This is a genomic window from Streptomyces sp. R21 (assembly GCF_041051975.1).
Lineage (GTDB): Bacteria > Actinomycetota > Actinomycetes > Streptomycetales > Streptomycetaceae > Streptomyces.
The window spans coordinates 5,688,156-5,715,057 of record NZ_CP163435.1 but is presented as its reverse complement, the minus strand read 5'-3'; the positions used below and the strand labels follow the sequence as shown (position 1 = coordinate 5,715,057).

Here is a 26,902-nt window from a genome sequence, read left to right as displayed (position 1 = left end):
CAAGAGGCGGGGCAGGAATTCAGCGCGCCCCGCGGGACGCCGAAGGCCCCGCCGGGCCGGACCACAGCCCCTCGCCCGTCAGCCCGAGCAGCTCGATCGCGTTGCGCCGTACGATCCGGTCGACGACGTCCGCCTCCAGGTGCCCCATCTGGGCCTCGCCGACCTGCCGGGACTCGGGCCAGGTGGAGTCGGAGTGCGGATAGTCGGTCTCGTACAGGACGTTGCCGACCCCGATGGCGTCGAGGTTCCGCAGCCCGAAGGCGTCGTCGAAGAAGCAGCCGTAGACATGGTCGGCGAAGAGCTCGGACGGCGGCCGGTGCACCTTGTCGGCGACGCCGCCCCAGCCCCGGTTCTCCTCCCACACCACGTCGGCCCGCTCAAGGATGTAGGGGATCCATCCGATCTGCCCCTCCGCGTACATGACCTTGAGATTCGGGAAGCGCTCGAACTTCCCGCTCATCAGCCAGTCGACCATGGAGAAACAGCAGTTGGCGAAGGTGATGGTGGAGCCGACGGCGGGCGGCGCGTCGGCGGACGTCGACGGCATGCGGCTGCTGGAGCCGATGTGCATGGCGATGACGGTGCCGGTCTCGTCGCAGGCGGCGAGGAAGGGGTCCCAGTCGTCGGTGTGGACGGAGGGCAGGCCGAGGTGGGGCGGGATCTCGGAGAAGGCGACGGCGCGTACGCCACGGGCGGCATTGCGGCGTACTTCTTCCGCCGCAAGTTCCGCGTCCCAGAGCGGAATGAGGGTCAGGGGTATCAGCCGGCCGCGCGCGGCCGGCCCGCACCACTCCTCCACCATCCAGTCGTTGTAGGCGCGGACACAGAGAAGCCCCAGCTCACGGTCGCTCGCCTCGGTGAACGTCTGACCGCAGAAGCGCGGGAAGGTCGGGAAGCAGAGGGCGGACTGGACATGGTTGACGTCCATGTCGTCGAGACGCCGCGGAACGTCGTACGAACCAGGACGCATCTGCTCGTACGTAATGATTTCGAGCTTGATCTCATCACGGGAGTAGCCGACCGCGGTGTCGAGCCGGGTGAGCGGCCGGTGCAGGTCCTCGTACACCCACCAGTCGCCGATGGGCCCGTCGTCGCCCGGACTGCCCATGATCGGGGCGAACTTGCCGCCGAGGAACGTCATCTCCTTCAGCGGCGCACGGACGATACGGGGGCCGACATCCAGGTACTTCTTCGGCAGCCGGGTCTGCCAGACGTCAGGGGGCTCCACCGTGTGGTCGTCGACCGAGATGATCTTCGGGAAGGTCGCCAGGGGCGACTGAGGGGTCTCCGTGGTCTCCATGGCGTTCACGGTAGCGCTGATCTGACGGTGCGTCAGCTATCCGGGATGCGGCCCTGGATGTGCGCGACTCTGTGCGGATGTGTGAGGAGACCGTGTGAGGACCTTGTGGTGTCCCGTGCGGTCACCTGTGATCGCTGTCTCCCACGGCTGACGTATCCGCCATGAACAAGGCAAACTGGCTTCCTTGTCATGACGTTCGGCAGGGGGACAGCGATGGACGGTGTGCCGCGAGTACCGGAGCAGCGGGTACCGGAGCCGCAGCGTGCCGAGGAATCGGTGGCGCTGCGCTTCAGCGTGCTCGGCCCGGTGCGCGCCTGGCGCGGCTCGGAGTCCCTGCCCACGGGATCCCCGCAGCAACGCGCCCTGTTGGCCGCCCTTCTGCTGCGTGAGGGCCGCACGGCCACCGCGTCCGAGCTGATCGACGCCCTCTGGGGCGACGAGTCGCCGTCGCAGGCACTGGCCGCTGTCCGTACGTACGCATCCCGGCTGCGGAAGGTGCTGGACCCCGGCGTCCTGGCCAGCGAGTCCGGCGGATACGCCATCCGCTCGCTGGCGGACGGGGCGCTGGACCTGTCCGTGGCGCAGGAACTCGCGACGGACGCGGAGAAGGCCCGTGGCGCCGGGGACCTGTGCCACGCCCGCGACCTGCTGCGGCACGCCCTGAGCCTCTGGGACGGCGAGCCCCTCGCCTCCGTCCCCGGCCCCTACGCGGAGACCCAGCGGGCCCGCCTGGAGGAATGGCGTCTCCAACTCCTCGAATCACGCCTGGACATGGACCTGGAGCAGGGCTGCCACGCGGAGGCGGTGTCGGAGCTGACAGCCCTGACGGCCGCGCACCCACTCCGCGAGCGCCTGCGCGAACTGCTCATGCTCGCGTTGTACCGCAGCGGCCGCCAGGCGGAGGCCCTCGCCGTCTACGCGGACACGAGGCGCCTGCTGGCGGAGGAACTGGGAGTCGACCCGCGCCCTGGCCTGCGCGACCTCCAACAGCGCATTCTCCAGGCGGACCCAGGGCTGGCGGAACCCTCGGCTCCGTCGGCCGAGCCCGCGGCGGCGGCGGTCCGCCCGGCCCAACTGCCCGCCACGGTCACGGACTTCACGGGCCGGTCGTCCTTCGTGTCGGAGCTGAGCGAGGTACTCGCCTCCGCGTCCACGGCCGAGGGCAGCGTGATGGCGGTCTCGGCGCTGGCCGGGATCGGGGGCGTCGGAAAAACGACGCTCGCGGTGCACGTCGCCCATCAGGCGCGGAGCGCCTTCCCCGACGGGCAGTTGTACGTCGACCTGCAGGGGGCCGGAGCGCGGTCGGCGGAGCCGGAGACGGTGCTCGGCGCGTTCCTACGGGCCCTCGGCACGGCGGACTCGGCGATTCCGGACTCCCTCGACGAACGGGCGGCGCTGTACCGCTCGGTGCTGGACGGGCGCCGTGTCCTGGTCCTGCTGGACAACGCGAGGGATGCCGCCCAGGTCCGCCCGCTGCTCCCTGGCATGGAGGGCTGCGCAGCTCTCGTCACCTCCCGGGTACGGATGGTGGACCTGGCGGGCGCACACCTCGTCGACCTGGACGTCATGTCCCCCGAGGAGGCGTTGCAGCTCTTCACGAAGATCGTCGGCGATGAGCGGGTGGCCTCGGAGCGGGAAGCGGCGCTGGACGTGGTGGCGGCGTGCGGATTCCTGCCGCTGGCCATCCGCATCGCCGCTTCGCGGCTCGCCGCTCGCCGGACGTGGACGGTGTCCGTCCTGGCGGCAAAGCTCGCCGACGAGCGCCGCCGCCTGGACGAGCTCCAGGCCGGCGACCTGGCGGTCAAGGCCACCTTCGAGCTGGGATACGGCCAGCTGGAACCGGCGCAGGCACGAGCGTTCCGCCTGCTGGGGCTGGCGGACGGTCCGGACATCTCACTGGCGGCGGCGGCTGCGGTGCTGGACCTGGACATCGAGGACACCGAGGACTTGCTGGAGTCCCTCGTGGACACGTCCCTGGTGGAGTCCGCGGCCCCCGGTCGATACCGGTACCACGACTTGGTACGGCTCTACGCGCGTGCGTGCGCCGAGAGGGATGAACAGCCGCCCAGCGAGCGGCATGCGGCCATGTCCAGGTTGCTGGACTTCTATTTGGCTACGGCGGCACGGGTTTATGCGATTGAGCGGCCTGGGGATCGGTTGGTGGATGACCTGGAGGTCACCGAGTACGCGGGGCTCCAGTTCACCGAAGGCGCGGCGGCCCTCGATTGGTTGTACACCGAGGCGGCTCCGCTGCTGGCTTGCGTACGACAGTCCGCGGAGACGAACCGGCTTCGGCGTGCGGTCGATCTACTGTGGGCGGCCCAGGACCTCACCGAGTCGGGGGCCAACTCTCACCAGTACGAGACAACCGCACTGGCAGTTCGCGATGCGGCCCACGCGGCGGATGACACCCACGCAGAGGGCAGGGCCCGGACGACGCTCACCTGGGTCCTGCTGGTGTCCGGACGCATCCAACAGGCGGCGGAGGAGGCACGGCTCGCCATGGAGTGCGCAGCCGCTGCCAAGGACCCCACCGCCACCAGCTGGGCGGCAAACGACCGAGGACTCATCGCCCTTCATCAACGCCGGTATGAGGACGGCAAGTTCTTTTTCGACCAAGCCATCGAAGGGTTCAGAGCGGCCGGTAACCGACTCTGCGAAGCAACAGCTCTGTGCAACCTGTCGCGTGCCCACATAGGGATGGGCAGTCCCGCGAAGGCTGTGGAAATCGCTCAGCAAGGCCTCGCCGTGCACGTCGCGGTGGGCAGCACGATGCGGCTGGCCAACGGCTACTACGCCCTGGGCGTGGCCCTGACCACGGCCGATCGTCACGCTGAAGCCCTCAGTCAATTCTCCGAGGCCCTGATCACCTTTGCCGACCACCGGCAGAGGCTGTGGGAAGGAATCACGCACTTCAGGATCGCCGAAGTGCACATCGCTGCTCAGCACCCGGCCCAGGCGGCCCAGCACGCCGAACAGGCTCTCGCACTGGGATGCATCGGCGGCGACCGGATGCGGGGCAACGTCCTGACGCTGCTGGGACGGGCGCTCTCCGTACTGGGCCAGGTGGACCGCGCCAAGGCGTGCTGGCGCGAGGCGCTCAACCTCTACGAAGAGAACGGCGCTCCGGAAGCTGACGAGGTTCGCACGCTGATCACGCCGGCCTCGGCGGCGTGATCAAGCGCTCCCACCTGGGAAGTTGCCCACGTTCAGCATTCGTTTATCTCGGCGCGGCACTCTCATACCTGTCACACCGTCGCGTCGGGGGGCAGACGGTCTGACCAGGAGCCCGAGCAGCTAGTGTGTGCGGCTCCGAACGCCCGTCCAGCGGCCCTCGGGGGAGCTTCTGGACGGGCGTTCCTCACTCGTCACCACAGCAGAGGAACTCAAGACCATGAGTGACAAGAAGAAGGACACGGAAGTTACTCCGCTGGACCACAACATGCCCGGCGAACCGGCGGCGGACGTCATCACGACGATGGACCACAACATGCCCACCCCGCCCGCGGACTCCGGTGTCATCCCACTGAACGACACCACGCCCAGCGAACCGGCGACGGACGTCATCACGACGATGGACCACAACATGCCCGCGCCGCCCGCGCTGGACCTGGACGGCAACAAGTAAAGACGTCCTACCCGACGGGGATCGGCCGCGGTGGCGCGGAGGGGGAGCCACCGCGGCCGAGGCGTGTCCGGCGTTGACCGACCGGCACTCGCAGGTGAGCCCGCAGGACACGACCGCAGCCCCGCTGGACCAGCACGCTCCCTGACGCGCAGCACCGCACCACCGGGGGCCGAGCCACCACGCTCGGCCCCCGCTGCCGTCCCCAGCGCCCCCAAGGCCCGTAACTGGAACCTTTCGGCGCCCCCTCCCCCGTAATCCCGCACCACAGCCCCCGCCCCCCACCGCCGAAATCCTCCACTTCCCCCAAATCTCCATCCCCGCCCGGGTTATCCACAGGGCCTCCGGGGCTGGTGAGGGGTACGGGAGGCTAGGGGCATGGGAGCGACACGGGAGCCGCTGCGGGGGCTGGTCCAAGAGGGCGGCGTGCTGCTCACCGCTCGGGCCCTGGAGGCCGGTTGGGCTCCCCGTGCCCTCCTCCGGGCCCTCACCGCCGAAGGCTGGACCCGGATCACGCCGGGTGCCTGGGTCGAACCGGGGCGGGACGTCACCCTCCTCACCCGCGTCCGCGCCGCGCAGCTACGGAAGACGGAGCTCGTCGCGAGTCACCGGACGGCGGCCGCGCTCTGGCGGATCGAGACGCTCAGCCACAACGCGAAGGAACCCGAGCCCCTGGTCTTCACCGACCCGGAGCTCGCCACCCGGCGGGACCGCAGGAAGGCGGGCGGCGTCCGCGTGCACAGGGCGGCCCTCGCCCCCGGCGAGGTCTTCACCCGCTGGGGCCTGCGCCTCACCGCGCCCACCCGCACCCTCGTCGACCTCCTCCGTACGGAGCCCCGCGACGAAGCCCTCGTGGCCGTCGACTCCGCCCTCTCCCGGCGCACCGTCGGCGGCGTACGCCGCGCCGCGCTCCTCCGCCCAGCCGACGTGGCCGCCGCGCTCGAAGCCCCTCTCTGGGGAGGGGCCGCCGCCCGCCGCCACCTCCACCTCGCCGACCCCCGGGCCGGCTCCCCCGCCGAGACCATCGCCCGCCTCCGCATGCACGACGCGGGCCTGCACCCCGAGAGCCAGGCGGAACTCCGCACCCCGGACGGCCGCCGCCGCTACCTGGACTTCCTCTTCCGGGCGGAAGGGCTGGCCGTCGAGATCGAGGGCTACGCCTACCACGGCACCCGAGCCGCCCACCGCGAGGACATCGCCCGCTTCAACCAGATCCTCCAGTGCCCCGAGGTCCGCCTCGTCCTCCGCTACACCGCCGCGGACGTCTTCTACCGCCCCGCGAAGGTGATCGAGGAGATCCGCGCCGCCCTCGCTCAGGCGGCCATCGGGATGCGCCCGTAGTCCACCCATGCCACCAGGGGCTGAAGGGGTCGGAGGAACCGGAGCGTCACGCCTCCCCCACCTCGCACCACACCGTCTTGCTCGCGCTCCCCTGCTCCACGCCCCACCGCAGAGCCACCGCGTCGAGCAGGACGAGACCGCGCCCGTACTCGTCGTCTCCGGTGGTGGACAGGAGGACAGGCAGGGCGCGCGGGTCGGGGTCGGTGACCTCGACGCGGGTACGGCCCTGCGCGACACGGGACAGGCGTACGCGTACGGGGGTGCCCTCGCCCACGTGCCGGATGACGTTGCCGAGCAACTCGCTGACGCAGAGCTGCACTTCGGGGCACCTGTCGCCGAGATACCCACGCACGACGTGACGCAGCTCGGGCACGGCCTTCGGTACGGCGAGCAGGTCCACCTGGAGGTGCGGAGCGTTCACTCTCCGGCCGCCTTGCGGAGCGCGACGGGGCGGATGGGGCAGGGCATGGGGTGCCTCCCGGTCGTTGGGTGCGTTCTGTGACGAAGCAGTCACACCCTGACGTGGGGCGGCGTACCGTGAAAGGGGTTTGGGTTACGCAGGGCAACTGGCAAACGGTGGTGGTGGGTTGTGTCCTCCCGTAAGGACCCCGACGCGTCGGCGAACGTCCCGTCCTTCTACGGCGCCGAGTTGCGCTTCAAGAGGGAACTCGCGGGGCTCACGCTCGAACAGTTGGCGGAGGGAAGCTTCCGAGGCGTCCCTTTCCTGAGCCAGATCGAGCGCGGGGAGCGGCGCATGCCGCTGGACCTGGCCCGGCACGTGGACGAAAGGCTCGGCACGGACGGCTTTTTCCAACGGCGCTGTGAAGATGCCCGCAAGGCACGGCAGTCGGGACATGCGGAGTACTTCGCCGACGTGGCTGAGATGGAACAGCATGCGGAGTCGATCGAGGATTGGGGGCCGATGCTGCTGCCCGGCCTGCTGCAGACCGAGGCGTATGCCCGGAAGGTCGTGCGGACCGGCAGTCCGTGGCTGCGACCCGAGACGGTCGAGAAGCAGGTCAGCGCTCGCATCGAGCGCGCAAGGATCTGGGAACGCGAAGACCATCCGGCGTTCTGGGCGGTCACCCGCGAGGCGCTGATCCGCAACCCCCTGCTGCCGCCTGAGGAGATGGCGGCGCAGCTGGAGCACATCGCCCACGCGGTCCGTTCCACGCAGAGCGTTTTACAGCTTCTTCCGGAAACGGCTGCCCACCCGCTCATGATGGGCATAATCAGGATCATGACCTTCCTTGACGCACCGCCCGTGGTGTACACGGAGGGCCTTCACAGCGGCCAACTGATCGACTATCCAGCCCTCGTGAAGGACTACCGCAGGTCGTACGATCTGCTCAGGGCCGCGGCGCTACCGCCGGAGACATCCCTGGCCATGATCGAGCAAGCGGCGGAGGACTACCGAAATGGCAAGCGCAGAGCTTGACTTGAGCACCGCCCGCTGGCACAGGAGCAGTTACAGCAACTCCAGCGGCGGCGAATGCGTCGAGGTAGCCACCGACCACCCCACCCACACCCCCGTCCGAGACTCAAAGGCCACCCACACAGGCGGCCCCGTCCTCCTCTTCCGGGCCCCCGCCTGGTCGGCCTTCGTGGCAGAGATCAAGCGCTGACCCCTGCCCCGCCCCCCGCCCCCACGTCACCGCCCCCGCAACTCCCCCTTGACCACCTTCCCGCTCGCGTTCCGAGGCAGTTCCCCCACGAACTCCACCGCCCTCGGTACCTTGTAGTTCGCCATCTCGCGGCGGGACCAGGCCATCAGGTCGTCGGCGGTCAAGGTGGCCCCTGGCCGCCGTACGACATAGGCCTTGCCCACCTCGCCCAGGCGGCCGTCCGGGACGCCGATCACCGCGACGTCGGCGACATCCGGGTGGAGGCCGAGCAGTTGCTCTATCTCCGCCGGGTACGCGTTGAAGCCGCCGACGATGAACATGTCCTTGATGCGGTCGGTGATGCGGAGGTTGCCGGCCGGGTCCAGGACGCCTACGTCGCCGGTGCGCAGCCAGCCGTCGGGAGCGAGGACGGTCGCCGTCGCCTCCGGGTCCTCGAAGTAGCCGCCCATGACGTTGAAGCCGCGGACCAGGACCTCGCCGGGGTCGCCCGGGTCCAGGACGTCACCGGAGGCCGACACCACCCGCACCTCCGTGCCCGGGATCGCCCGGCCGGACGTCGAGGCGATCACCGGCGCCGCGTCCCCCCGACGGCACATGGTGACGATGCCGCTCGCCTCCGAGAGGCCGTACGCCGTGAGGACGGTCTCGATCCTCAACTCCGACCTCAGGCGTTCCACCAGCCTCAGTGGCACCACCGCCGCGCCCGTCACCACCAGCCGCAACGCCGACAGGTCGTACGTCTCCCGGGACGGGTGGTCGAGGAGTGACTGGTGCAGGGTGGGCGGGCCGGGGAGGACGGAGATGCGTTCCGAGGCGATGTTCGCCAGCACCGTGTCCACGTTGAACACCGGTTGCGGGATCATCGTCGCGCCGCGCATCAGGCAGGCGATGACGCCGGCCTTGTAGCCGAAGGTGTGGAAGAAGGGGTTCACGATCAGGTAGCGGTCACCCTGGCGCAGGCCTGCGAGGTCGCTCCAGATCTCGTATCCGCGCAGGGTCTGTGCGTGGGTGATCACCGCGCCCTTCGGGCGGCCCGTCGTCCCTGAGGTGAAAATGATGTCCGAGGGGGACGACGGCGAGATCTCCGCCTCCCGGGCCCTGACCTGCGCCTCGTCCACTCCGTCCCCGCTCGCCAGGAAGTCCTTCCAGGTACGGAATTCGGCGGGGGCGTCGTCCGAGAGGACCACCACCTGTTCCAGGTGCGGGAGCCCGGGCAGCGGGCCCGGTCCGGTGCCGGAGGCGCGGGCCCGTCGTAGCGAGGCGACGTACGACGTCCCGAGGAAGGTGCCTGTCACGAAGAGGAGGCGGGCCCGGCTGCGTTCCAGTACGTCCGCGGCCTCCGTACCCTTGAAGCGCGTGTTCAGGGGGACCAGGACCGCGCCCGCCGAGACGGCGCCGAGGGCGGAGACGATCCAGTCCAGGGTGTTCGGCGCCCAGATGGCCACCCGGTCGCCCAGCCGCACCCCGACCGCCATGCACGCGGCGGCGGCCCGTTCCACCCGGGCGCCCAACTCGCCGTAGGAGATGCGGGTACGGCCCTCGACGACGGCCTCGCGCTCCGCGAATCGCGTCGCCGCCGAGCGGACCAGCCCGGGAATGCTTCCCCACTCCATGCCCTCTGCCTGCACGTCATCACGCACGGCGAGCCTCCCCACCCAACTCCACACGGCCTAGCTGACTGACCGTCAGATTAGCTGTAGCCTGACGCCCTGTCAGCTTCCTGGACCACGCGCGGAGGTGCATGCACCCATGGCAGGGATCACGGCGGGAATCACGGCGGGGACCATGGCTGGGATCAAGGACGCGACTGCCATCGTCGGTATCGGACAGACACCCTTCGCCAAGCAACTCCCCGAATCTGAGAAGACGTTGGCCTGCCGTGCCGTGCTCGCCGCGCTCGATGACGCCGGGATCGCGCCGAGCGAGGTCGACGCGCTGGCCTCGTACACGATGGAGGAGACGGACGAGGTGGAGGTGGCCAAGGCGCTCGGCCTCGGCGACCTCACCTTCTTCAGTAAGGCCGGGTACGGGGGTGGGGGTTCCTGTGCCACCGTCGCGCATCTCGCCGCCGCCATCGCCACCGGACAGGCCACGGTCGGCGTCGCCTGGCGGTCACGGAAACGGGGCTCCGGGCCCCGCCCCTGGAAGAACACCAGCGTCCAACTCCCCACGCCCGCCCAGTGGACGCGCCCCTTCGGACTGCTGCGCCCCGCCGACGAGATCGGCATGCTCGCGCGCCGCTACATGCACGAATACGGCGCCACCCGCGACCATCTCTTCAACGTGGCCCTCGCCTGTCGCAACCGGGCCAACCAGAACCCCGCCGCGATCATGTACGACCGCCCGCTCACCCGCGAGATGTACATGACCTCCCGCTGGATCAGCGAACCCCTCTGCCTCTTCGACAACTGCCTTGAGACGGACGGGGCGTTGGCGTGTGTCGTCGTCTCGGCCGAGCGGGCCCGCGACTGCCGCCGGGCGCCCGTCTACATCCACTCCGCCGCCCAGGGCCTGCCCGCCCAGCACCACGGCATGGTCAACTACTGGAACGACGACCCCCTCACCGGCCCGTCCTGGGCCACCGCCCGACACCTGTGGAAACACGCCGACTTCACGCCCGAGGACGCCGACGTCGCCCAGATCTACGACGCCTTCACCCCCCTCATCCCGCTCTCCCTGGAGGGCTACGGCTTCTGCGGGAAGGGCGAGGGCGCCGCCTTCACCGAGGGCGGAGCGCTGGAGATCGGGGGGCGGCTGCCGCTCAACACCGGTGGCGGCGGCCTCTCCGAGGCGTACGTCCACGGGTTCAACCTCATCAACGAAGGCGTGAAGCAGCTGCGCGGAACCAGCACCGCCCAGGTCCCCGGCGCCGCGACCTGCCTGGTCACCGCAGGCGAGGGGGTCCCCACCTCGGCCCTGCTCCTGAGGAGTTGAGATGCCCGACACTCAAGGCACGAAGCAAGGTACGAATCAAGGTGCGGAACAAAGCACGGGACCAGGCACGGGACCAGGCGCGTCCGTCGCACTCCTCTCGCCCGTCCCGGACGACGACGGCGCCCCCTTCTGGCAGTACGCCGCCGCAGGCGAACTCCGCGTCCAGGCATGCTCCGAATGCGGCGAACTCCGCTTCCCGCCCCGCCCCTGCTGCCCGCACTGTCATTCCTTCGAGAGCGAGTGGCGGAGAATGAGCGGAAAGGGCCGCATCTGGTCGTACGTCATCCCGCACCCGCCTCTCCTCCCCGCCTACGCCGCGCAGGCTCCGTACAACGCGATCCTGGTGGAGCTGGCGGAGGCCCCGCGCATACGTCTCGTCGGAAACCTCGTCAGCGCCCCGGACGCACCCCTCAACTCCGTTCCGCTGGAGCGCATACGCATCGGAGCGCGCGTGCAGGCGGTCTTCGCCGAGGTCGGCGGAGTCGCGCTGCCCCGCTGGATCCTGGAGCGCCCGTGAACACCGGCGATGGGGGCAGCCTGCGCACAGCCATCGACAAGGACAGCGGCGTGGCGATCCTCACCCTCGACCGCCCGGAGAAACTCAACGCCATCGATCTGGCCATGGCCGACGAACTCGCCACCACCTGGCGGGAGTTCCGCTTCGACGATTCCGTACGGGCAATCGTCATCACCGGTACCGGCGAGCGGGCCTTCTGCACCGGCCTGGACCGCACCGCCGACGTCCCCCAGCCCAACTCCCCCTACATGATGGACGATCCGCTGATCGCGATCGGCCCGAAGGCCAACGACCTCTGGAAACCGGTCATCGCCGCCGTGAGCGGCATGGCCTGCGGCGGGGCGTTCTATCTCATCGGCGAGGCGGAGTTCGTCGTGGCGGACGAGTCCGCGACGTTCTTCGACCCGCACACGACCTACGGCATGGTCAGCGCGTACGAGTCGATCTATCTGGCGCAACGCATGCCGCCCGGGGAGGTGACGCGGATGGCGCTGATGGGGACGGCCGAGCGGATCTCGGCGCGGCGGGCGTACGAGGTGGGGCTGGTGTCGGAGCTGACGGCGCCGGGAGAGGCCGTGGAGGCGGCCGTACGCAGTGCCGCGGTCATCGCGTCGTACCCGGTGGAGGCCGTGCAGGGCACCGTGCGGGCCTGCTGGGCGGCGAAGGAGGCGGCACGCGCCCACGCGTTCGCACAGGCGCCGCACCTCATCTCGCTCGGCAATCTGCCGAGCGAGCGGCAGGCGGGACTCTTCACCGCCCGCCGCTCAGCTTTCAGAACCCGCTGACCACGGGATCTAGTCCGCGGTGCGGGTGACGTCCTTGAGGACGCAGACGGAGTCGCTGCCCACCTCGCCGTCCTTGAGGACGTAGGAGGCGGCGACGTCGAGGGTGTCCTCACTGCTCGCGGAGACGTACGGGATGGTCGAGTTGCTGGTGCGCACGATGTTCCCGGCCGGGTCCTTGAAGGTCACGGAGAACTTGTACGTGTACGACGTACTCGCGCTGCTGTTGGTGGCGCTGACGTGGGCGACGATGCCGCGCGACTCGTCGAAGACACAGGTCTCGATCTTCACGTCGTCGACGGGACGGGTGGCCTTGCCGCTACCGGTGGTGGCCCCGGTGGAGCTGCCCGTAGCACCGACGGACGACGAGCCGCTGTAGTCGTCATCGTCATCGTCGTAGTGGCTGCTGCCGCCGCTCGAGCCCCCGCTGGTGCTGGAGGAGTGGCTGCCGGAGCCGCTGCTGCAACCGCCGCCGTGCGAGCCGCGCGCTCCGGTGAGCGCGATCACGGCGATGCCGAAGACGGCGATGGCGCGGACATGGCGAAGCTTCACGTTTCAACCCCCGTTGAAATCGTTCATGACTGCACGCGGAAGCACGGCGTGCAGGAAAAGAGAACCCGGTCCGAATTCCAAGATCCACCGACCGGGAACCGTCACCCTAGCAGCGCCGCCCGCGTGTCTCCGTCCACCCCAACGCCCGTACGGCGCCGGGTGGTTGGCCCCGGCCGAATACGCCAGCCGCCGCAGTCGCCCTTCCTCCCCCCACCGGGCACTTTTCGCCACGTGGCGGGGGTTGCGAGCTGGGCGTAGCGTCGGGGGCGAGAGCTGTGAGGAGGGCCGCGTATGGCGCGTAACGTACTCGGATCGATTCTCGCGCTCATCGGAGCGACGGCCGCCGTCTGGAGCCCCTTCCGTGCCTGGTACGACGGCCGTCACGGACGCTATTACCGCCTCGGCGACCTGTTCTCCGGGTCCGGTGTCACCGACGTCCGGGCCGGGCTGTTCGCCTCGCTCTTCCTTCCCCTCGTCGTCGCGGCGGTGATCACCCTCGTGGGCGTCCTGCTGCGGTCGCGGCTCCTGGTGGCCCTGGCGGGCGTGATCGTCCTCGGCTTCACCGTCCTGTGGATGGTCCGGGTCGGACAGTTCGAGGGCAGCCTCAGCGTCGACTCGGACGGGAACGGGCTCGGGCTGGGGGTGGCGGGGGCCTTCGCGGGCGGTGTGCTGCTGCTCGTCGGGGCCGGGGTGATGCGGGGCCGGGGGCGGCGCCGCGATCGCCTCACTACGGTGCCGCCTTCCGAACCTACGGCTCCTCCGCCGGGCGGTGCTGCGCCGGAGCCCGGCGGCACGGTGCCTGCTGAGGACCAGCCGACCGCCACATGGCGCCGCCCGCCTCAGGACCACACCTGATCACCAGCCTCGCCCTACGGCCCCCGGGGTGGGTGGGCAAACCCCGGTCACTCTTTGTTTGAACAGTCACCCGGCGTGGGTGCTGAGCGGGGGTGGGTCACGCAACTCGGCGCTGACGAGGCACCGCCTGCGCCCACCCGTGCCGCCCCAGCGGCACGATTGCCCGCAGGTTGAGCGGACCGGCGCCGCTGCTGGGTGGGCAGCCGCCCCAGCCCGCACGCGTGCCCGCAGCAAGCGAGGCACCACCCGCAGTCGCCCACCGGCGCAAGGGGCCGTGCCGGTACGTTCCTGCCCGTCGCGTAGCAGACCGCCCGCCAAGTCCCGCCATATGCAGCCCCCGGGCAGTACGCCCACGCGGCGACGGGCAGAACGTACCGACCCACCCACCGCACCGCAGGCGCCCCGCGGCCCGACGGCGCGTCACGAAGTGCGCGCCGTCCCCGTTCCCTTCTCCGCGTCCAACGCGTACACACACCGATCCTTGCTGCACGCGTAGACGACCCCGTCCTTCACGACGGGAGCGCCCGTGATCTCGCCGCCGGTGGCCAGCTTCCAGCGGAGGCGGCCGTCGTCGGCCTTCAGGGTGTACAGAAGGTGGTCGGAGGAGCCGAAGTGGATGCGCCCCTCGGCGACGGCGGGGGCGCCCACGATGTCGCCGCCGGCCTGGAAGCGCCACTTCGGCGTACCGGTGACGGCGTCCAGCGTGTACAGCCCCTTGCCGCTGCCCACGTGCACATGCCCCCCGGCGACGAGCACCGGCTCGATGGAGGCGCGGGACTCGGTCGCGATGCGCCAGCGATCGCGGCCGTCCGTGGCGTCGAGCGCGTACACCGTGCCGAGGTAGTCGGCGAGGTACACCCCGCCCCCCGTCACGGCGGGCCCCGCCGCGAACGTGGGCGGACACAGGAACACCGCGGGCGCCTCGAAGTGCCAGCGAACGTGACCACTCGCGACGTCGACGGCCAGCACACGCGTCCCCGCGGAGACGTAGACGTACCCGTCCGCCGCCTGCGTCACCCGCACCGGCACCCCACCGCAGGACGCCGCGTCCCCGATCGGGTACGACCAGCGTTCCTCGCCCGTGCGGGCCTCCAGGGCGCGCAGCCGGGCGTCCTTCCAGACGTACACCGTGCCGTCGTGGACGGCGGGCCCGGCCTCCGGGGACTCGAAGTCGGTCTGGGCGCCGGTGATCTCCCAGAGTTTCTGGCCGTTGGACGCCTCCCAGGCCTGGACACCGCCGCCGCGCGTTCCGGTCACGACGGTGCCGCGGTCCGCCTTCAGGGAGTACACCCAGGCGTCGGTGGACAGCCGCCAGAGGTCGCCGCCCTCGCGGGCGTCGAGCGCGAAGAGGGTGGGCCCGTCGGAGGCGTGGATACGACCGTCGGCGACCGCCATGGACCAGGCGACGTCACGTGTCTTGAAGCGGCGCCGTCCGGTGGCCACGTCGAGGGCGTGCACCTCGAAGGAGGTGACGTAGACGAGGTCGCCGGCGACGGACGGCGTACCCCAGACATCGTTGGACATGCGGAAACGCCACGGCCGCCAGCCGGACGGGGACTCGGACGAAGGGGCCGGTGTCGGCACGGGGGGTGCGACGGCGGCCATGGGGTCGGCGCCGTTGACGCCGATGCGCGGCCGGGACCAGGACGCGGCGAGGCCGGCCTCGGGAGGAGGCGCCTTCACTGCGGCGGCACGGGCGTCGGCGACACGCGGCCCGGGCCCGATGGGCACCTGCGCCCCGGCGAGCCGCACGGGCCCGCTGTCGGGGGCGCCGACGGGCACGGGTGCGTGCGAGGGCGGCGGCGGCACGGACGAACGGCCGCCTCCGCCGGTACTGCGGTTCTTGGGCGGCGCCACACTGGCCGCGACACGCCCCCCGCGGCGCGTCTCGATCAGGCTCACCGCCCGCTCGGGCAGCCACGCCGACGCCGTACCGCTGTCGTCGGAGCCGGAGCCGAAGAGGTGGGGTGCCAGCTGGGACTGGAGGTCGGCCGGGTTGGGTCGGCCGGTGGCCTCCATCTGCATGCAGGACTCGATCAGCGGACGGAGTTCGTCCGGGAGTCCTTCGAGGTCAGGACCTTCACGCAGGAGCATGAACACGGTCTCCACGGGGTTCGCCCCGTGGAAGGGCGCGTGCCCGGTGGCGGCGAAGACGAGCATCGAGCCGAGCGAGAAGACATCGCTCGCGCCGGTGACACTGCGCGAGTCCTTGGCCTGCTCGGGAGACATGTAGGCAGGCGTGCCGACGGCGACGTTCGTCATGGTCAGACGAGTGTTCGAGACGCCGGACGCGATGCCGAAGTCGATGACGCGCGGCCCGTCCTCGACGACGAGGACGTTGGACGGCTTGAGGTCGCGGTGCACGAGCCCGGCACCGTGAATGGACTGCAGCGCCTCGGCGACGCCGGCGGCCAGCCAGCGCACCGCCTGGGCCGGCATCGGCCCGCACTCATTCACTATTTCCTCGAGCGAGGGCGCGGGCACGTACGCGGTGGCCAGCCACGGCACGGCGGCACGCGGGTCGGCGTCGACGACGGCCGCCGTGTAGAAGCCGGACACGGCACGCGCCGCCTCGACCTCACGCGTGAAGCGGACGCGGAAGAGCTGGTCCTCGGCGAGCTCCGTCCGGACCGTCTTGATCGCCACGCGCCGCCCGGACGCCGAGCGCGCGAGATAGACCAGCCCCATGCCGCCCGCACCCAGCCGTCCCAGCACCTCGAACGGCCCGATCCGCCGCGGATCGTGCTGCGTCAGCTGATCCACCACTTGCCTGCCACCTCCCCGTACGGGCCGCGTCATCCACATATGAACGCAGCCCAGTGCAGCGTCTCACCACCGCACCGCCATGGCGGCACGCACCCCGATTCTTCCTGTCCGGGCCACTGGTTGCGAACCCGGGGTCAGATCGGGGTGTCTCGGCACAAAAGCCCACACTTCTCCCACGCGGCCGTGCTGACCGCCGCATGCGGATCACCGCATGACGATGATCGCCGTACGACGATCATCGTTGAAGGACGGCGAACGACGCCCCTTGGTTGTCCGTGACCACCGCCACCCTTCCGTACGAGGTGTCGAAGGGCGTCGCCTGGACGCGGCCGCCGAGCCGCTGGACCGTCCCGAGGGCCTCCTCGCAGTCGCGGACGCCGAAGTGCACGAGGAAGTGGGGCGGCATCTCGGCCGGAAAGACGTCGGAGACGGAGGCGCGGCCGAAGTCCGGGGTGGCGTCGGGGCCGAAGAGGGCGTCGTGGAAGAGGGTTCCGTAGAAGCGGTCGACGGTGGCCGTGTCGCGGGCATACAGCTCGGCCCAGCAGAAGGTGCCGCGGACGTGACGCCGGCCGAAACCGGTGTGGGTGCCGGGCTGCCACAGGCCGAAGACGGCGCCTTCGGGGTCGGCGGCGAGCACGGTGGTGCCGAGCCGGCCGACGGGCAGCGGCGCCATGATGACCTGGCCGCCCGCCGTCCCGATCCGGCGGGCGAGCGCGGTGGCGTCGGGGGTCGCGAAGTACACGGTCCAGACGGTGGGCATCCGGCCGTCCCGCTTGGGCGCGAGGGCGGCGACGGGCCGCCCGTCGAGATACGCCCAGGCGGAGGAGCCGTACGCCTCCTCGAAGGTCCACCCGAAGAGCTCACCGTAGAAGCGCTTGCCCGCTTCCACGTCGGAAATCTGGGCGTCGACCCAGCAGGGGACGCCTTCGGCGAAGGAGTCGCTCTCCGGGACGGGGGCACCGCTGCCGCCGGGCGCACCCTTCGCCTCGGGGGCGCCCTTCTCCTCCGGTACGGGTGCATCGCCCGGGGCACCGTTCGTCACCGGTACCGGTTCATCGCGTTCATCGCCCGGAGCACCGTTCTTGTCGGATCCGGCGGATGCGGCGGATGCCGTGGGTTCGGCCATGCGGCCAAGCTAATGGCCGCTCACGCATCCCGCAGAGCAGGCGCACCCCATTTGCAGTCGGCCGAATCGCGCTCCGATCACCCCTCGGTAAGCTGACGGCATGACAGGACAAGTGCGTACCGTCGACGGCCGCGTGGCCGGACGGCGTGGGCAGGCGACCCGGCAGAAGCTGCTCGACTGCCTCAGCGAGATGCTCAGCTCTTCGCCCTACCGGGACGTCAAAGTCATTGATGTCGCCCGGAAGGCGGGCACTTCACCCGCGACCTTCTACCAGTACTTCCCGGACGTCGAAGGCGCCGTCCTGGAGATCGCCGAGCAAATGGCCGCGGAGGGCGCCGGGTTGACCCAGCTGCTCGCGGGCCGTTCATGGGTCGGCAAGGCCGGATGGCAGACCGCTCAGGAACTCGTGGACGGATTCCTGGAGTTCTGGCGCAAGAACGACGCGATCCTTCGGGTCGTCGATCTGGGCGCCGCCGAGGGCGACAAGCGGTTCTACAAGATCCGCATGAAGATCCTGAACTCGGTGAACAACTCCCTTACGGACACGGTCACCGAGCTCCAGTCCAAGGGCAAGGTCGACAAGGACGTGAACCCGGCGGCGATGGCCGGTTCGCTCGTCGCGATGCTCGCCGCGGTGGCCTCGCACCAGAAGGGCTTCCAGACATGGGGCGTCAAACAGGCTGAACTCAAGCCGAATCTGGCCCTGTTGGTGCACCTGGGCGTCACGGGCAAGAAGCCGACGAAGTAGCACCGGCGCTCCCCGGCACACCCCGTTTCCCGAATTCCTGTCATGCAGGCGGCAGCCCACTCGCTGGGCTGTCGCCTGCTGCGCTGCACGGGTCCGTATGGGCCTCCGCGGGCCTACACGGGCAACGGCCGGTCCGCGACGACATGCTTCATCACCAGCGTGGACGTCAGCCGCTGTACGCCCGGAAGGGTCGCGAGCCGTTCGTCGTAGAGCCGTTGGAAGGCGGCGAGGTCGGCGGTGGCGACGCGCAGCAGGTAGTCGGGCTCGCCGAAGAGCCGTTCCGCGTCCAGCACGTGCGGGATCTCGGCGAGCGCGCTCTCGAAGTCGGCGACCGTGTCCCGGTCCTCCTGCCGCATGGAGACGAAGACCAGCGCCTCGAAGTTCAGGCCGAGCGCCGCCGGGTCCACGACCGCCCGGTATCCACGGATGGCCCCGGACCGCTCCAGCTCACGCAGCCGCCGATGGCACGGCGAGACACTCAGCCGCACCCGCGCGGCCAGCTCGGTCACGCTCAGCCGCCCGTCTTTCTGAAGCTCGGCAAGAATTTTCTGATCCACGTCGTCCATGGGGCATATCTTCCCCTGAAACACCCACTCACGGGCAAACTTCGGGAACATCTTTGGCCTGATCGCGCCTAATGTCGCCCTTGTGGATACGGGAACAATCACAGCCTTCCTCGCCGTGGACCTGCTACTGGTGTGCGTGCCGGGCGCCGACTGGGCGTACGCGATAGCGGCGGGCCTGCGCGGCCGCTCGGTGCTCTGGGCGGTCGGCGGCCTGGTCGCCGGGTACGCGGGACACACTCTGCTGGCCATGGCCGGCCTGTCGGTACTGGTGGCGGGATCGCCGGTGCTGCTGACAGCGCTCACCGTGGCGGGCGCCGGCTATCTGGTGTGGCTGGGGTGGGGCGTGCTGCGCCGGCCCGCCACTCCGGGGGCGGCGGACGGAACACCGGCCGCGTCGCCCGCCCGCACCTTCCTGCGCGGCGCCGGGATCAGCGGCCTCAACCCCAAGGGCCTGCTGCTCTACCTCTCCGTGATGCCGCAGTTCCTCGTCATCACCGGTGCGCGCGTCCCCGTCGCCGCCCAGACCGGCGTACTCGGCGCCGTCCACATGGCCAACTGCGCCGCCGTCTACCTCACCGTCGGCCTGCTCGCCCGCGCCGTCCTGCGGGCCCGCCCGAGCGCGGCCCGCGCGGTGACCCGCACCTCCGGAGCGGCCATGCTGGGCATCGGCGGCTTCCTGCTGGTGGAGCAGCTCGCAGCCCTGTAGGGCACGTATGCCGGGCGAGCCGGGTGAGCTCATCGCCGTACGAGAACCGGCGAACTCATCGCCGTACGACCCTGAACAGCCGGATCTCCCGATCGATCCGTGCCTGATAGGTGGCGTACGGCGGCCAGAACGCGAGCGCCGCCTGCCAGGCCGCCGCCCGCTCCTCGCCTTCCAGGAGCCGGGCCGTGACAGGGATGTCCTGCCCCTTCCAGCTGATGTCGGCGTCGGGGTGGGCGAGGAGGTTGCCGGTCCAGGCCGGGTGGTCGGGACGCCCGAAGTTGGACCCGATCAGCAGCCAGCTGCCGGGCCCGGTCCCGGCCCCCGCTTCGGCTCCGACCTTCGCCCCGGCCTCGGCCCCTCCCCCGCCCGCACCTTCCTCCGGCATGCAGGCCAGCGGCGTACGCCGGGGCAGTCCGCTCTTCGCGCCGCGCACCGTGAGGATGACCCCCGGCAGCATCTGCGCGCTGAGCAGCACCTTCCCCCGTGTCACCCGGTGGACCGCGCGGTCCATGGCCGGGATGAGATGCGGGGCGACCTTGGCGAAGGTCCGCGTCGAGGACACCTTCTGCACGAGCCGAACCCCCAGAGGCGTCTGCGAGGCCATCACACCACCACCTCCCCGTCGAACAGCCGCGCAGCGTCCGCCGCGAAGGCCCGCAGCCGGTGCACGGGCCCGAAAAGCAGCTCGTCCCCGGCGGCCCGCTTGAAGTACAGATGGGCCTCGTGTTCCCAGGTGAAGCCGATGCCGCCGTGCAGCTGGATCGCTTCGGCGGCGGCGGTGCGCAGCGCCTCCAGCGCCTGAGCGAGCGCTAGCCCGCCCACCCGCTCCTCCCCGGTACCGGCACCGGGACCGGGACCGGCACCATTCCCGGTATCGGTCCCGGTCCTGTCCCCCGCGGCCCACGCCGCGTAGTACGCCGCCGACCGCGCCGCCCGTACCTGCACATACACGTCCGCGAGCCGGTGCTTCACGGCCTGGAAGGAGCCGATCGCCCGCCCGAACTGCTCCCGCTGTTTCACGTACTCGACGGTCCGCTCCAGGGCACGGTCCGCCGCACCGACGGCTTCCGTGGCGAGTACGGCGGCAGCCGCGTCCCCGACATCGACCAGCGCGCCGATCACGCCTGAACCAGCACCAGCTCCAGCCCCACCCTCATCCCCGTCCCCCAGCAACTCGGCTTCCACATCCCGCAGTTCGATGCGCGCCTGAGGCCGCGTCTCGTCCAACGACGTCTGCCGCACCCGTACAAGCCGGTCGCCCGCGTCCGCCGCCCGCACAAGAAAGAGCAGCGTCCGCGACCGAGCGAACCCTCCTGTGTGGGCGGCCACCACAAGAACGCCCGCGCTATGTCCGTCGAGCACCTGTGGTGCCTGCCCATAGAGCCGCCAGGCACCGTCCACCTGCCGGGCCTGCACGCCGCCGGCGCGCCCGCCGCCCGCCCAGTCCCCGTGGTTGTCGCCGACCAGGCCGAGGGCGGTGGCGAGGCCCGCGCCCGGCACGGCGAGGGCGGCGGTCAGCTCGCCGGAGGCGAGGCGGGGCAGCAGTTCGGCGCGCTGGGGCTCGGTACCTAGGGCCAGGATCAGCGGGGCCGCGAGGACGGCGGTGGCGAGAAGTGGCGAGGGCGCGAGAGCGCGGCCCGACTCCTCGCAGGCGAGGGCGAGTTCGGTGACCGCGCAGCCGACACCGCCGTACGCCGTCGGCAGGGCGAGTCCCGGCAGTCCGAGCTGCCCGGCCAGCGCCTCCCACAGTGCCGTGTCGTATCCGGCGGGGGTGCGGACGGCGGCGCGCACCTCGTCGGGGCCGGAGCGTTTGAGCAGCAACTCCCGTACGGTCCGGCGGATCTCGTCCTGCTCGACGGTGAAGCGGGCGTCCATGGGCACACTCCCTCGGATCTGACGGTGCGTCATGTTAGGGCGCGGGCAGGCAGATGCACAGAGCCGCGACGACCTCCCGCACCCGAACGGAGACGACCTCCCGCACCTCAACAGATCTGATGTACCGTCAGATTCATGACTCCTGTGGCTGCTTCCGGAAGGCGCAAGGTGGCCGTGGTGGGCGTGTCGCTCTCCGACTGCGGCCGCGTGGACGAGGCGACCCCGTACGCCCTGCACGCACAGGCCGCCCGCCGGGCGCTGGCGGACTCGGGTCTCGACCGCTCGGTGGTCGACGGCTTCGCGTCGGCGGGCCTGGGCACGCTGGCCCCCATAGAAGTGGCCGAATACCTGGGCCTGAAGCCCATGTGGGTCGACTCCACCTCCGTCGGCGGCTCCACCTGGGAGGTCATGGCTGCCCACGCGGCGGACGCGATCGCGGCGGGCCACGCGAACGCCGTGCTCCTCGTCTACGGCTCCACCGCCCGGGCCGACATCAGGGCGGGCCGCCGTACCGGCAACCTGTCGTTCGGCGCCCGGGGACCGCTCCAGTTCGAGGTGCCGTACGGCCACACACTCGTCGCCAAGTACGCGATGGCCGCGCGCCGCCATATGCACGAGTACGGCACGACGTTGGAGCAGCTGGCGTCGGTGGCCGTCCAGGCGCGCGCGAACGCCTCCCGCAATCCCGAGGCGATGTTCCGGGACCCGCTCACGATCGACGACGTCCTGTCCGGCCCGATGATCGCCGACCCCTTCACCAAGCTGCACTGCTGCATCCGCTCCGACGGCGGCGCGGCGGTGCTGCTGGCGGCCGAGGAGTACGTACGCGACTGCCGTACGGCCCCCGTCTGGATCCTCGGCACCGGTGAACACGTCTCGCACACCGCCATGTCCGAGTGGCCCGACTTCACCGTGTCCCCGGCGGCGGTGAGCGGACGGCTCGCCTTCGAGCGTGCGGGGGTCCGCCCGGAGGAGATCGACTTCGCCGAGATCTACGACGCCTTCACGTACATGACCCTCGTGACGCTGGAGGATCTCGGCTTCTGCGGCAAGGGCGAGGGCGGCGCCTTCGTGGAGAAGGGGAGACTGACGTTGGGCGGGGACCTGCCGGTGAACACCGACGGGGGCGGGCTGTCGGCCCAACACCCCGGAATGCGGGGTCTGTTCCTGCTGGTGGAGGCCGTACGGCAGTTGCGCGGCGAGGCGGGCGAGGGCCGTCAGGTGCGCAGAGCGGACGGCGGCCTGCCGCGCCTGGCGGTGGCCTCCGGCACGGGGGGCTGGTTCTGTTCGTCGGGGACGGTGGTGCTGGGGCGGGAGGCGTGAGCCCGTCCGGAAGTCCACAAGCAGCCGTGTCGGGCCCCGGGGTGACAGCGGACCCCGGAGTGATACTCGGGGGATGGGAACCGATCTTCACGAGTTGCTCAGGTCACTGCGGGTGTGGGACCCGGCGGTCACCGATCTGCCGCCCTTCGACCCGGACGCGGCACCGGCGGAGCCGCTGGCTCTGTTCGGGCGGTGGTTCGCGGAGGCGGTGGCGGCGGGCCAGCCCGAGCCGCACACGATGTCACTGGCGACGGCGGACACGGACGGGCTGCCGGACGTCCGCACGGTGATGCTGCACGACGCGGACGACGAGCACGGCTGGACGTTCGCGACCCACGCGACCAGCCGCAAGGGCCGCCAGCTGGCCGCACGCCCGTACGCCGCGCTCGGCTTCTACTGGCCCGCCCAGGGCCGCCAGATCCGCCTGCGCGGCCCCGTCACGACCGCACCGCCCGAGCAGAGCCAGGCCGACCTGCACGCCCGCTCGACGGGGGCGCTGGCGGCGGCTCTGGTCGGCCACCAGAGCGAACTCCTCGGCTCGGTCGAGGAGTTGGCCGACTCCTCGCAGGCGGCCTGGGACCGCGCCCGGCAGGAGCCGGACGCCCCGGTCCCGACGTGGACCCTGTACCGCCTCCGCCCGGACGAGGTGGAGTTCTTCCAGGGAGACGCCCAGAGGAGGCACGTACGCCTCATCTATCGCCGTGCAGAAGCGACTTGGCTCAAGGAGCTGCTGTGGCCGTGACCCCGGAGTCCCTGCCCCCACTCCCCTGACCGGCCTCCGGCTCCGCGTCCGCCGCGATCCGCGCGTGCAGATGTGCGTCCCGGAACGCGTCGTGGCGGCCCGCGTCGAACATCGCGCCCCGCATCGTCCCCTCGTACCGGAACCCGCAGCGCTCGGCGATGCGGCAGGAGGCGTCGTGGCCGAGGGCGTGGTCCAGTTCGAGGCGGTTGAGGCCGAGGTCGGTGAAGGCGTGGCGGGCGGCGAGGGTCAGGGCGCGGGTGGCGACCTGGCGGCCCCGGGACTCGGGGAGTACCCAGTAGCCGACGCGGGCGAGGCGCACGGCGGGGTTGATGTCGTTGATGCCGATGTGGCCCAGGGTCTGTCCGGTCACCGCGTCCGCGATCCGGAAGGAGACGCCGGTGCCGTTCGCCGCGTTCCGGGCCTTGGCGCGCATCGACTCCCGGGCGCCGTCGAGGTCCCGTACCGGAATCAGTGGTGTGTTCCACCGCTGGAACTCCGGATCGAGGAGACCGCGCAGCCATGCCTCCACATCGGCGTCGGACTCCGCGTCCCAGCGGCACAGCCGCAGACCGTGACCGTGCAACTCGGGGGAGGACTGGGCGAGGGGCTGGGCGAGGGGCTGGGCACCCTTGTCATCAACGTCGGCCATCGGCCCATTCAAACGTCGGCCATCAGCCCATTCAACCGCGAGGCCGAAACAGCGGCGCCCACATGCCCGTCTGCCCTGTCTGCCCTGTCTGTTCCGTCTGCCTTGCCTGTTCCGTCCGCCCTGTCCGCCCCGTCAGACCCGCCCGCCCCGCCTGTCCCTGCTCTTCCGTGTCCCCCACCTCCCGGAACGCGACTTCCAGCCCCATCCCCACCCTCAACGCCCCCTCCGCGCACTCCACTACCTCGGTCATCATGCGCGGCCCTTCGTCGAGGTCGACGACGGCGGCGACGTACGGAACGCGGGCACCGAAGGGCGGGAGGTCGTTTCGGTGGACGACGGACCAGGTGTAGAGCGTGGCGTTGCCGCTCGCCCGGATCCAGGTCACGTCCTCGCTCCAGCAGTGCGGGCAGAACTCGCGGGGGTAGTGGTGGGCGCGCCCGCAGGCACCGCAGCGGCGCAGCAGGAGTCGGCCCTCCGCCGCCGCCTCCCAGTAGGGGCGGGTGAAGGCGTCCGGCTCGGGAACGTCGAAGCGCGCGCTCACGGGAACAGCCCGAACGCGCTGTCCAGCGACCAGGTCTGCCAGGACATCCCGAACAGCGCGACGACGGAGATCAGCGCCATCATGGAGTTCTGCCCCTGCTCGGCCCAGTCGTGGATCATGAGGACGAGGTAGAGGAGGTTGAGGAGGAGACCGCCGATCAGGGCGACCGGGGTGAGGAGGCCCCCGATCAGGCCGAGTCCCAGGGCGAGTTCGGCGTAGAGGACGACGTACGCCATCGTCTTCGGGCGCGGCGAGACGACCACGTCGAAGCCGCTGCGGACCGCGTTCCACTTGTGCTTCGCGGCGACGTCCGCCGCCCACGCGATGCCGCCGCCCTCGAACCAGCTCTTCTTGTCCTTGTGCCGCCAGCTCTCCAGCCACCACAGCCCGAGCCCGATACGGAGCACGGCCAGCCATTCCGCACCGCTGAGCCAGATCGCGTCCATGCGGGAGCCTCCTCTGCCGACCACCGACCACCGACGGTCGGCAGCCTGTCGCCTGTCGCCGACGTCTGCCGCCTATCACCGACGTCTGTGCCTGCCGACGTCCGCGTCTGCCGTCCGCCACCCGCGTCCGCCGCCTGCTTCCGACGTCGCGCAAATCTGACGGTACGTCAGTTCAGCGTACGGAGGGACTCCCGCGCAAGGGGGCTACCGGAGCCGTACAGCAGCCGTACCGTCCGCACCCCTCACACCCCCCGCACAACCAGGAGTCCTACGCCACCGGCCCCACCCACACCTCCTACAGCCGTGATCGATTCGCAACCGATTCAGGTCTTGACCGAGACCCATCAATTCAGCACGTGATTACGCTCGCGCTCATGGCCGACTCGACTGCTTCTCCGACACACCGCGCGGTGCCGTCCCACGAAGACCGCCCCGTGTACGTCATCGGCGGCGGCCCCGGCGGACTCTCCGCCGCCCACGCCCTGCGCGCCCAGGGCATACGCGCCGTCGTCCTGGAGAAGTCCGACCGTGTCGGGGCGTCCTGGCGGCGGCACTACGACCGGCTCCATCTGCACACCACGCGGCGGCTGTCGGCGCTGCCCGGCCTGCCGATGCCGCGCTCCTTCGGGCGGTGGGTGTCGCGGGACAACGTGGTGCGCTACCTGGAGAAGTACGCCGAACACCACGAGCTGGACGTCGTCACCGGCGTCGAGGTCTCGCGGATCGAGCCCGCCCCGGACGGCTCCGGCTGGCTGCTGCACGCCACCGGCGGCCGTGAGCTGACCGGCAGCGCGGTCGTCGTCGCCACCGGCTACAACCACACACCCCACGTGCCCGACTGGCCCGGCCGCGACTCCTACACCGGCGAACTGCTGCACGCCGGCGAGTACCGCAACGCCAAGCCGTTCGCCGGCCACGACGTCCTCGTCGTCGGCGTCGGCAACACCGGCGCCGAGATCGCCGTCGACCTCGTCGAGGGCGGCGCCTCGCGGGTGCGGCTCGCGGTGCGCACGGCGCCGCACATCGTGCGCCGCTCGACGGCCGGCTGGGCCGCCCAGTTCACCGGCATCCTCGTACGGCGACTGCCCGTCCGCCTCGTCGACCGGCTCGCCGGGCCGATGGCGAAGCTCAGCGTCCCGGACCTGTCGGCGCAGGGGCTGCCCCGCCCCGACACCGGCCTCTACTCCCGCGTCAACGAGGGCTCGATCCCCGTCCAGGACGTCGGCCTCATCGACGCCGTGCGCAAGGGCAGCGTCGAGGTCGTCGCCGCCGTCGACGGCTTCGAGGACGGCAAGGTACTGCTGGCCGACGGCAGCCGCATCGGCCCAGAGACCGTCATCGCCGCCACCGGCTATCTGCGTGCGCTGGAGGACGTCGTCGGCCACCTCGGCGTCCTCGACGAGCGCGGCCGTCCGGTCGTGCACGGCGCCCGCACCCCGGAGAACGCCCCCGGCCTCTACTTCACGGGCTTCACCAACCCCATCAGCGGCATGTTCCGCGAACTCGCCCTCGACGCCGAGAAGATCGCCAAGGCGGTCGCCCGGCGCTCGGCGGCGGCCCGCAAGTCCGCGGCCTCGCGCTGACACCGACACCGACACGGACGGACACCGACAGCGGGCGCGACTCTCCGGCGACTCCCGCCTGTCCGCCTGTCCGCCTGTCCGCCTGTCCGCCTGTCCGCCTGTCCGCCTGTCCGCCTGTCCGCCCGGCCGCCTGTCCGCCCGGCCGCCCGGCCGAGTCCCCCCGCGTCCCAAGCCCCCTCCTCACACCCCCAGTCCACTCCCCGCACCCCAAGTCCCCTCCTCGCTTCCCGAGTTCCTCCCGCGCCCGGAGCGGGTACCAACCAGGTGCCCGTCCCGCGTCTTTGCGTGCACGCCTGTTCC

General features: G+C 70.9%; 26 protein-coding genes. 14 read left to right on the top strand and 12 right to left on the bottom strand.

Going from position 1 to position 26,902, the window contains the following annotated elements:
• Nucleotides 1-19 precede the first annotated feature (19 nt).
• The gene (locus AB5J56_RS25620; protein WP_369235366.1) at nt 20-1,300 is read right to left on the bottom strand and encodes an amidohydrolase family protein; all 1,281 of its coding nucleotides are present in this window, start codon (nt 1,298-1,300) and stop codon (nt 20-22) included.
• Nucleotides 1,301-1,513: 213 nt separating this feature from the next.
• Between AB5J56_RS25620 and AB5J56_RS25615 the strand changes: the two genes are divergently transcribed.
• From AB5J56_RS25615 to AB5J56_RS25605, 3 genes are all read left to right on the top strand, one after another.
• The gene (locus AB5J56_RS25615) at nt 1,514-4,477 is read left to right on the top strand and encodes a BTAD domain-containing putative transcriptional regulator (protein WP_369242773.1); all 2,964 of its coding nucleotides are present in this window, start codon (nt 1,514-1,516) and stop codon (nt 4,475-4,477) included.
• 217 nt (nt 4,478-4,694) lie between these two features.
• Nucleotides 4,695-4,928 (top strand): hypothetical protein, encoded by a 234-nt coding sequence (locus AB5J56_RS25610; RefSeq protein ID WP_369235364.1) that lies wholly within the window; start codon nt 4,695-4,697, stop codon nt 4,926-4,928.
• Between the two features lie 375 nt (nt 4,929-5,303).
• Nucleotides 5,304-6,266 carry an endonuclease domain-containing protein gene (locus AB5J56_RS25605; protein WP_369235362.1) on the top strand — a complete coding sequence of 321 codons (963 nt, stop codon included), beginning with the start codon at nt 5,304-5,306 and terminating at the stop codon, nt 6,264-6,266.
• Between the two features lie 46 nt (nt 6,267-6,312).
• Here the strand turns inward: AB5J56_RS25605 and AB5J56_RS25600 are convergent, their stop codons facing one another.
• Complete coding sequence (locus AB5J56_RS25600) at nt 6,313-6,687, bottom strand: ATP-binding protein (RefSeq protein WP_369235360.1); 375 nt, start codon at nt 6,685-6,687, stop codon at nt 6,313-6,315.
• Between the two features lie 168 nt (nt 6,688-6,855).
• On the opposite strand from AB5J56_RS25600, the gene AB5J56_RS25595 reads away from it, so the two are divergent.
• Nucleotides 6,856-7,704 (top strand): helix-turn-helix domain-containing protein, encoded by an 849-nt coding sequence (locus tag AB5J56_RS25595; RefSeq protein WP_369235358.1) that lies wholly within the window; start codon nt 6,856-6,858, stop codon nt 7,702-7,704.
• Entirely contained in the window at nt 7,685-7,891 is a 207-nt protein-coding gene (locus tag AB5J56_RS25590; protein ID WP_369235356.1) for a DUF397 domain-containing protein, read from the top strand. The genes AB5J56_RS25595 and AB5J56_RS25590 overlap by 20 nt, the downstream gene beginning before the upstream one ends.
• A gap of 26 nt (nt 7,892-7,917) precedes the next feature.
• Here the strand turns inward: AB5J56_RS25590 and AB5J56_RS25585 are convergent, their stop codons facing one another.
• The gene (locus AB5J56_RS25585; RefSeq protein ID WP_369242771.1) at nt 7,918-9,504 is read right to left on the bottom strand and encodes a FadD3 family acyl-CoA ligase; all 1,587 of its coding nucleotides are present in this window, start codon (nt 9,502-9,504) and stop codon (nt 7,918-7,920) included.
• A gap of 172 nt (nt 9,505-9,676) precedes the next feature.
• Between AB5J56_RS25585 and AB5J56_RS25580 the strand changes: the two genes are divergently transcribed.
• From AB5J56_RS25580 to AB5J56_RS25570, 3 genes are read left to right on the top strand one after another with little or no spacing between them, the layout of a single operon-like run.
• Entirely contained in the window at nt 9,677-10,825 is a 1,149-nt protein-coding gene (locus AB5J56_RS25580) for a lipid-transfer protein (protein ID WP_369242769.1), read from the top strand.
• A gap of 1 nt (nt 10,826) precedes the next feature.
• Entirely contained in the window at nt 10,827-11,342 is a 516-nt protein-coding gene (locus AB5J56_RS25575) for a Zn-ribbon domain-containing OB-fold protein (RefSeq protein ID WP_369235354.1), read from the top strand.
• Nucleotides 11,339-12,127 (top strand): enoyl-CoA hydratase/isomerase family protein, encoded by a 789-nt coding sequence (locus AB5J56_RS25570; RefSeq protein WP_369235352.1) that lies wholly within the window; start codon nt 11,339-11,341, stop codon nt 12,125-12,127. Before AB5J56_RS25575 ends, AB5J56_RS25570 begins: the two co-directional genes overlap by 4 nt.
• Before the next feature lie 9 nt (nt 12,128-12,136).
• On the opposite strand, the gene AB5J56_RS25565 is transcribed toward AB5J56_RS25570, so the two are convergent.
• Nucleotides 12,137-12,676 (bottom strand): hypothetical protein, encoded by a 540-nt coding sequence (locus AB5J56_RS25565; RefSeq protein ID WP_369235350.1) that lies wholly within the window; start codon nt 12,674-12,676, stop codon nt 12,137-12,139.
• 291 nt (nt 12,677-12,967) lie between these two features.
• Here AB5J56_RS25565 and AB5J56_RS25560 point away from each other — a divergent pair, with 291 nt between their 5' ends.
• The gene (locus AB5J56_RS25560; RefSeq protein WP_369235348.1) at nt 12,968-13,531 is read left to right on the top strand and encodes a hypothetical protein; all 564 of its coding nucleotides are present in this window, start codon (nt 12,968-12,970) and stop codon (nt 13,529-13,531) included.
• 420 nt (nt 13,532-13,951) lie between these two features.
• Here the strand turns inward: AB5J56_RS25560 and AB5J56_RS25555 are convergent, their stop codons facing one another.
• Together AB5J56_RS25555 and AB5J56_RS25550 are read right to left on the bottom strand one after the other, a co-directional pair.
• Nucleotides 13,952-16,297 (bottom strand): PQQ-binding-like beta-propeller repeat protein, encoded by a 2,346-nt coding sequence (locus AB5J56_RS25555; RefSeq protein ID WP_369235346.1) that lies wholly within the window; start codon nt 16,295-16,297, stop codon nt 13,952-13,954.
• A gap of 235 nt (nt 16,298-16,532) precedes the next feature.
• On the bottom strand, nt 16,533-17,195 hold the full coding sequence (locus tag AB5J56_RS25550) for a VOC family protein (protein ID WP_369242767.1): 663 nt from the start codon (nt 17,193-17,195) through the stop codon (nt 16,533-16,535).
• A 328-nt stretch (nt 17,196-17,523) separates the two neighbouring features.
• On the opposite strand from AB5J56_RS25550, the gene AB5J56_RS25545 reads away from it, so the two are divergent.
• Complete coding sequence (locus AB5J56_RS25545) at nt 17,524-18,171, top strand: TetR family transcriptional regulator (RefSeq protein ID WP_369235344.1); 648 nt, start codon at nt 17,524-17,526, stop codon at nt 18,169-18,171.
• A gap of 113 nt (nt 18,172-18,284) precedes the next feature.
• On the opposite strand, the gene AB5J56_RS25540 is transcribed toward AB5J56_RS25545, so the two are convergent.
• The gene (locus AB5J56_RS25540) at nt 18,285-18,737 is read right to left on the bottom strand and encodes an Lrp/AsnC family transcriptional regulator (protein ID WP_369235342.1); all 453 of its coding nucleotides are present in this window, start codon (nt 18,735-18,737) and stop codon (nt 18,285-18,287) included.
• Between the two features lie 82 nt (nt 18,738-18,819).
• Between AB5J56_RS25540 and AB5J56_RS25535 the strand changes: the two genes are divergently transcribed.
• Complete coding sequence (locus tag AB5J56_RS25535; protein WP_369235340.1) at nt 18,820-19,443, top strand: LysE family translocator; 624 nt, start codon at nt 18,820-18,822, stop codon at nt 19,441-19,443.
• Nucleotides 19,444-19,498: 55 nt separating this feature from the next.
• On the opposite strand, the gene AB5J56_RS25530 is transcribed toward AB5J56_RS25535, so the two are convergent.
• Nucleotides 19,499-20,047 carry a nitroreductase family deazaflavin-dependent oxidoreductase gene (locus tag AB5J56_RS25530; protein ID WP_369235338.1) on the bottom strand — a complete coding sequence of 183 codons (549 nt, stop codon included), beginning with the start codon at nt 20,045-20,047 and terminating at the stop codon, nt 19,499-19,501.
• Nucleotides 20,047-21,318, bottom strand: coding sequence for an acyl-CoA dehydrogenase family protein (locus tag AB5J56_RS25525; RefSeq protein WP_369235336.1), 1,272 nt, complete (start codon nt 21,316-21,318; stop codon nt 20,047-20,049). Before AB5J56_RS25525 ends, AB5J56_RS25530 begins: the two co-directional genes overlap by 1 nt.
• A 135-nt stretch (nt 21,319-21,453) precedes the next feature.
• Here AB5J56_RS25525 and AB5J56_RS25520 point away from each other — a divergent pair, with 135 nt between their 5' ends.
• Both AB5J56_RS25520 and AB5J56_RS25515 read left to right on the top strand, forming a co-directional pair.
• Nucleotides 21,454-22,641: an acetyl-CoA acetyltransferase gene (locus AB5J56_RS25520; RefSeq protein WP_369235334.1), complete on the top strand. Its 1,188-nt coding sequence runs from the start codon at nt 21,454-21,456 to the stop codon at nt 22,639-22,641.
• A gap of 73 nt (nt 22,642-22,714) precedes the next feature.
• Complete coding sequence (locus tag AB5J56_RS25515) at nt 22,715-23,383, top strand: pyridoxal 5'-phosphate synthase (RefSeq protein ID WP_369235332.1); 669 nt, start codon at nt 22,715-22,717, stop codon at nt 23,381-23,383.
• Here AB5J56_RS25515 and AB5J56_RS25510 read toward each other — a convergent pair.
• From AB5J56_RS25510 to AB5J56_RS25500, 3 genes are read right to left on the bottom strand one after another with little or no spacing between them, the layout of a single operon-like run.
• Entirely contained in the window at nt 23,361-24,032 is a 672-nt protein-coding gene (locus AB5J56_RS25510) for a GNAT family N-acetyltransferase (RefSeq protein ID WP_369235330.1), read from the bottom strand. The two genes, AB5J56_RS25515 and AB5J56_RS25510, sit on opposite strands and share 23 nt — an antisense overlap.
• A 31-nt stretch (nt 24,033-24,063) precedes the next feature.
• Complete coding sequence (locus AB5J56_RS25505) at nt 24,064-24,573, bottom strand: Zn-ribbon domain-containing OB-fold protein (RefSeq protein WP_369235328.1); 510 nt, start codon at nt 24,571-24,573, stop codon at nt 24,064-24,066.
• Nucleotides 24,570-25,019, bottom strand: a complete 450-nt coding sequence (locus AB5J56_RS25500; protein ID WP_369235326.1) for a DoxX family protein — start codon at nt 25,017-25,019, stop codon at nt 24,570-24,572. Before AB5J56_RS25500 ends, AB5J56_RS25505 begins: the two co-directional genes overlap by 4 nt.
• A gap of 374 nt (nt 25,020-25,393) precedes the next feature.
• Here AB5J56_RS25500 and AB5J56_RS25495 point away from each other — a divergent pair, with 374 nt between their 5' ends.
• Entirely contained in the window at nt 25,394-26,602 is a 1,209-nt protein-coding gene (locus tag AB5J56_RS25495) for a flavin-containing monooxygenase (protein ID WP_369235324.1), read from the top strand.
• Nucleotides 26,603-26,902: the final 300 nt, after the last annotated feature.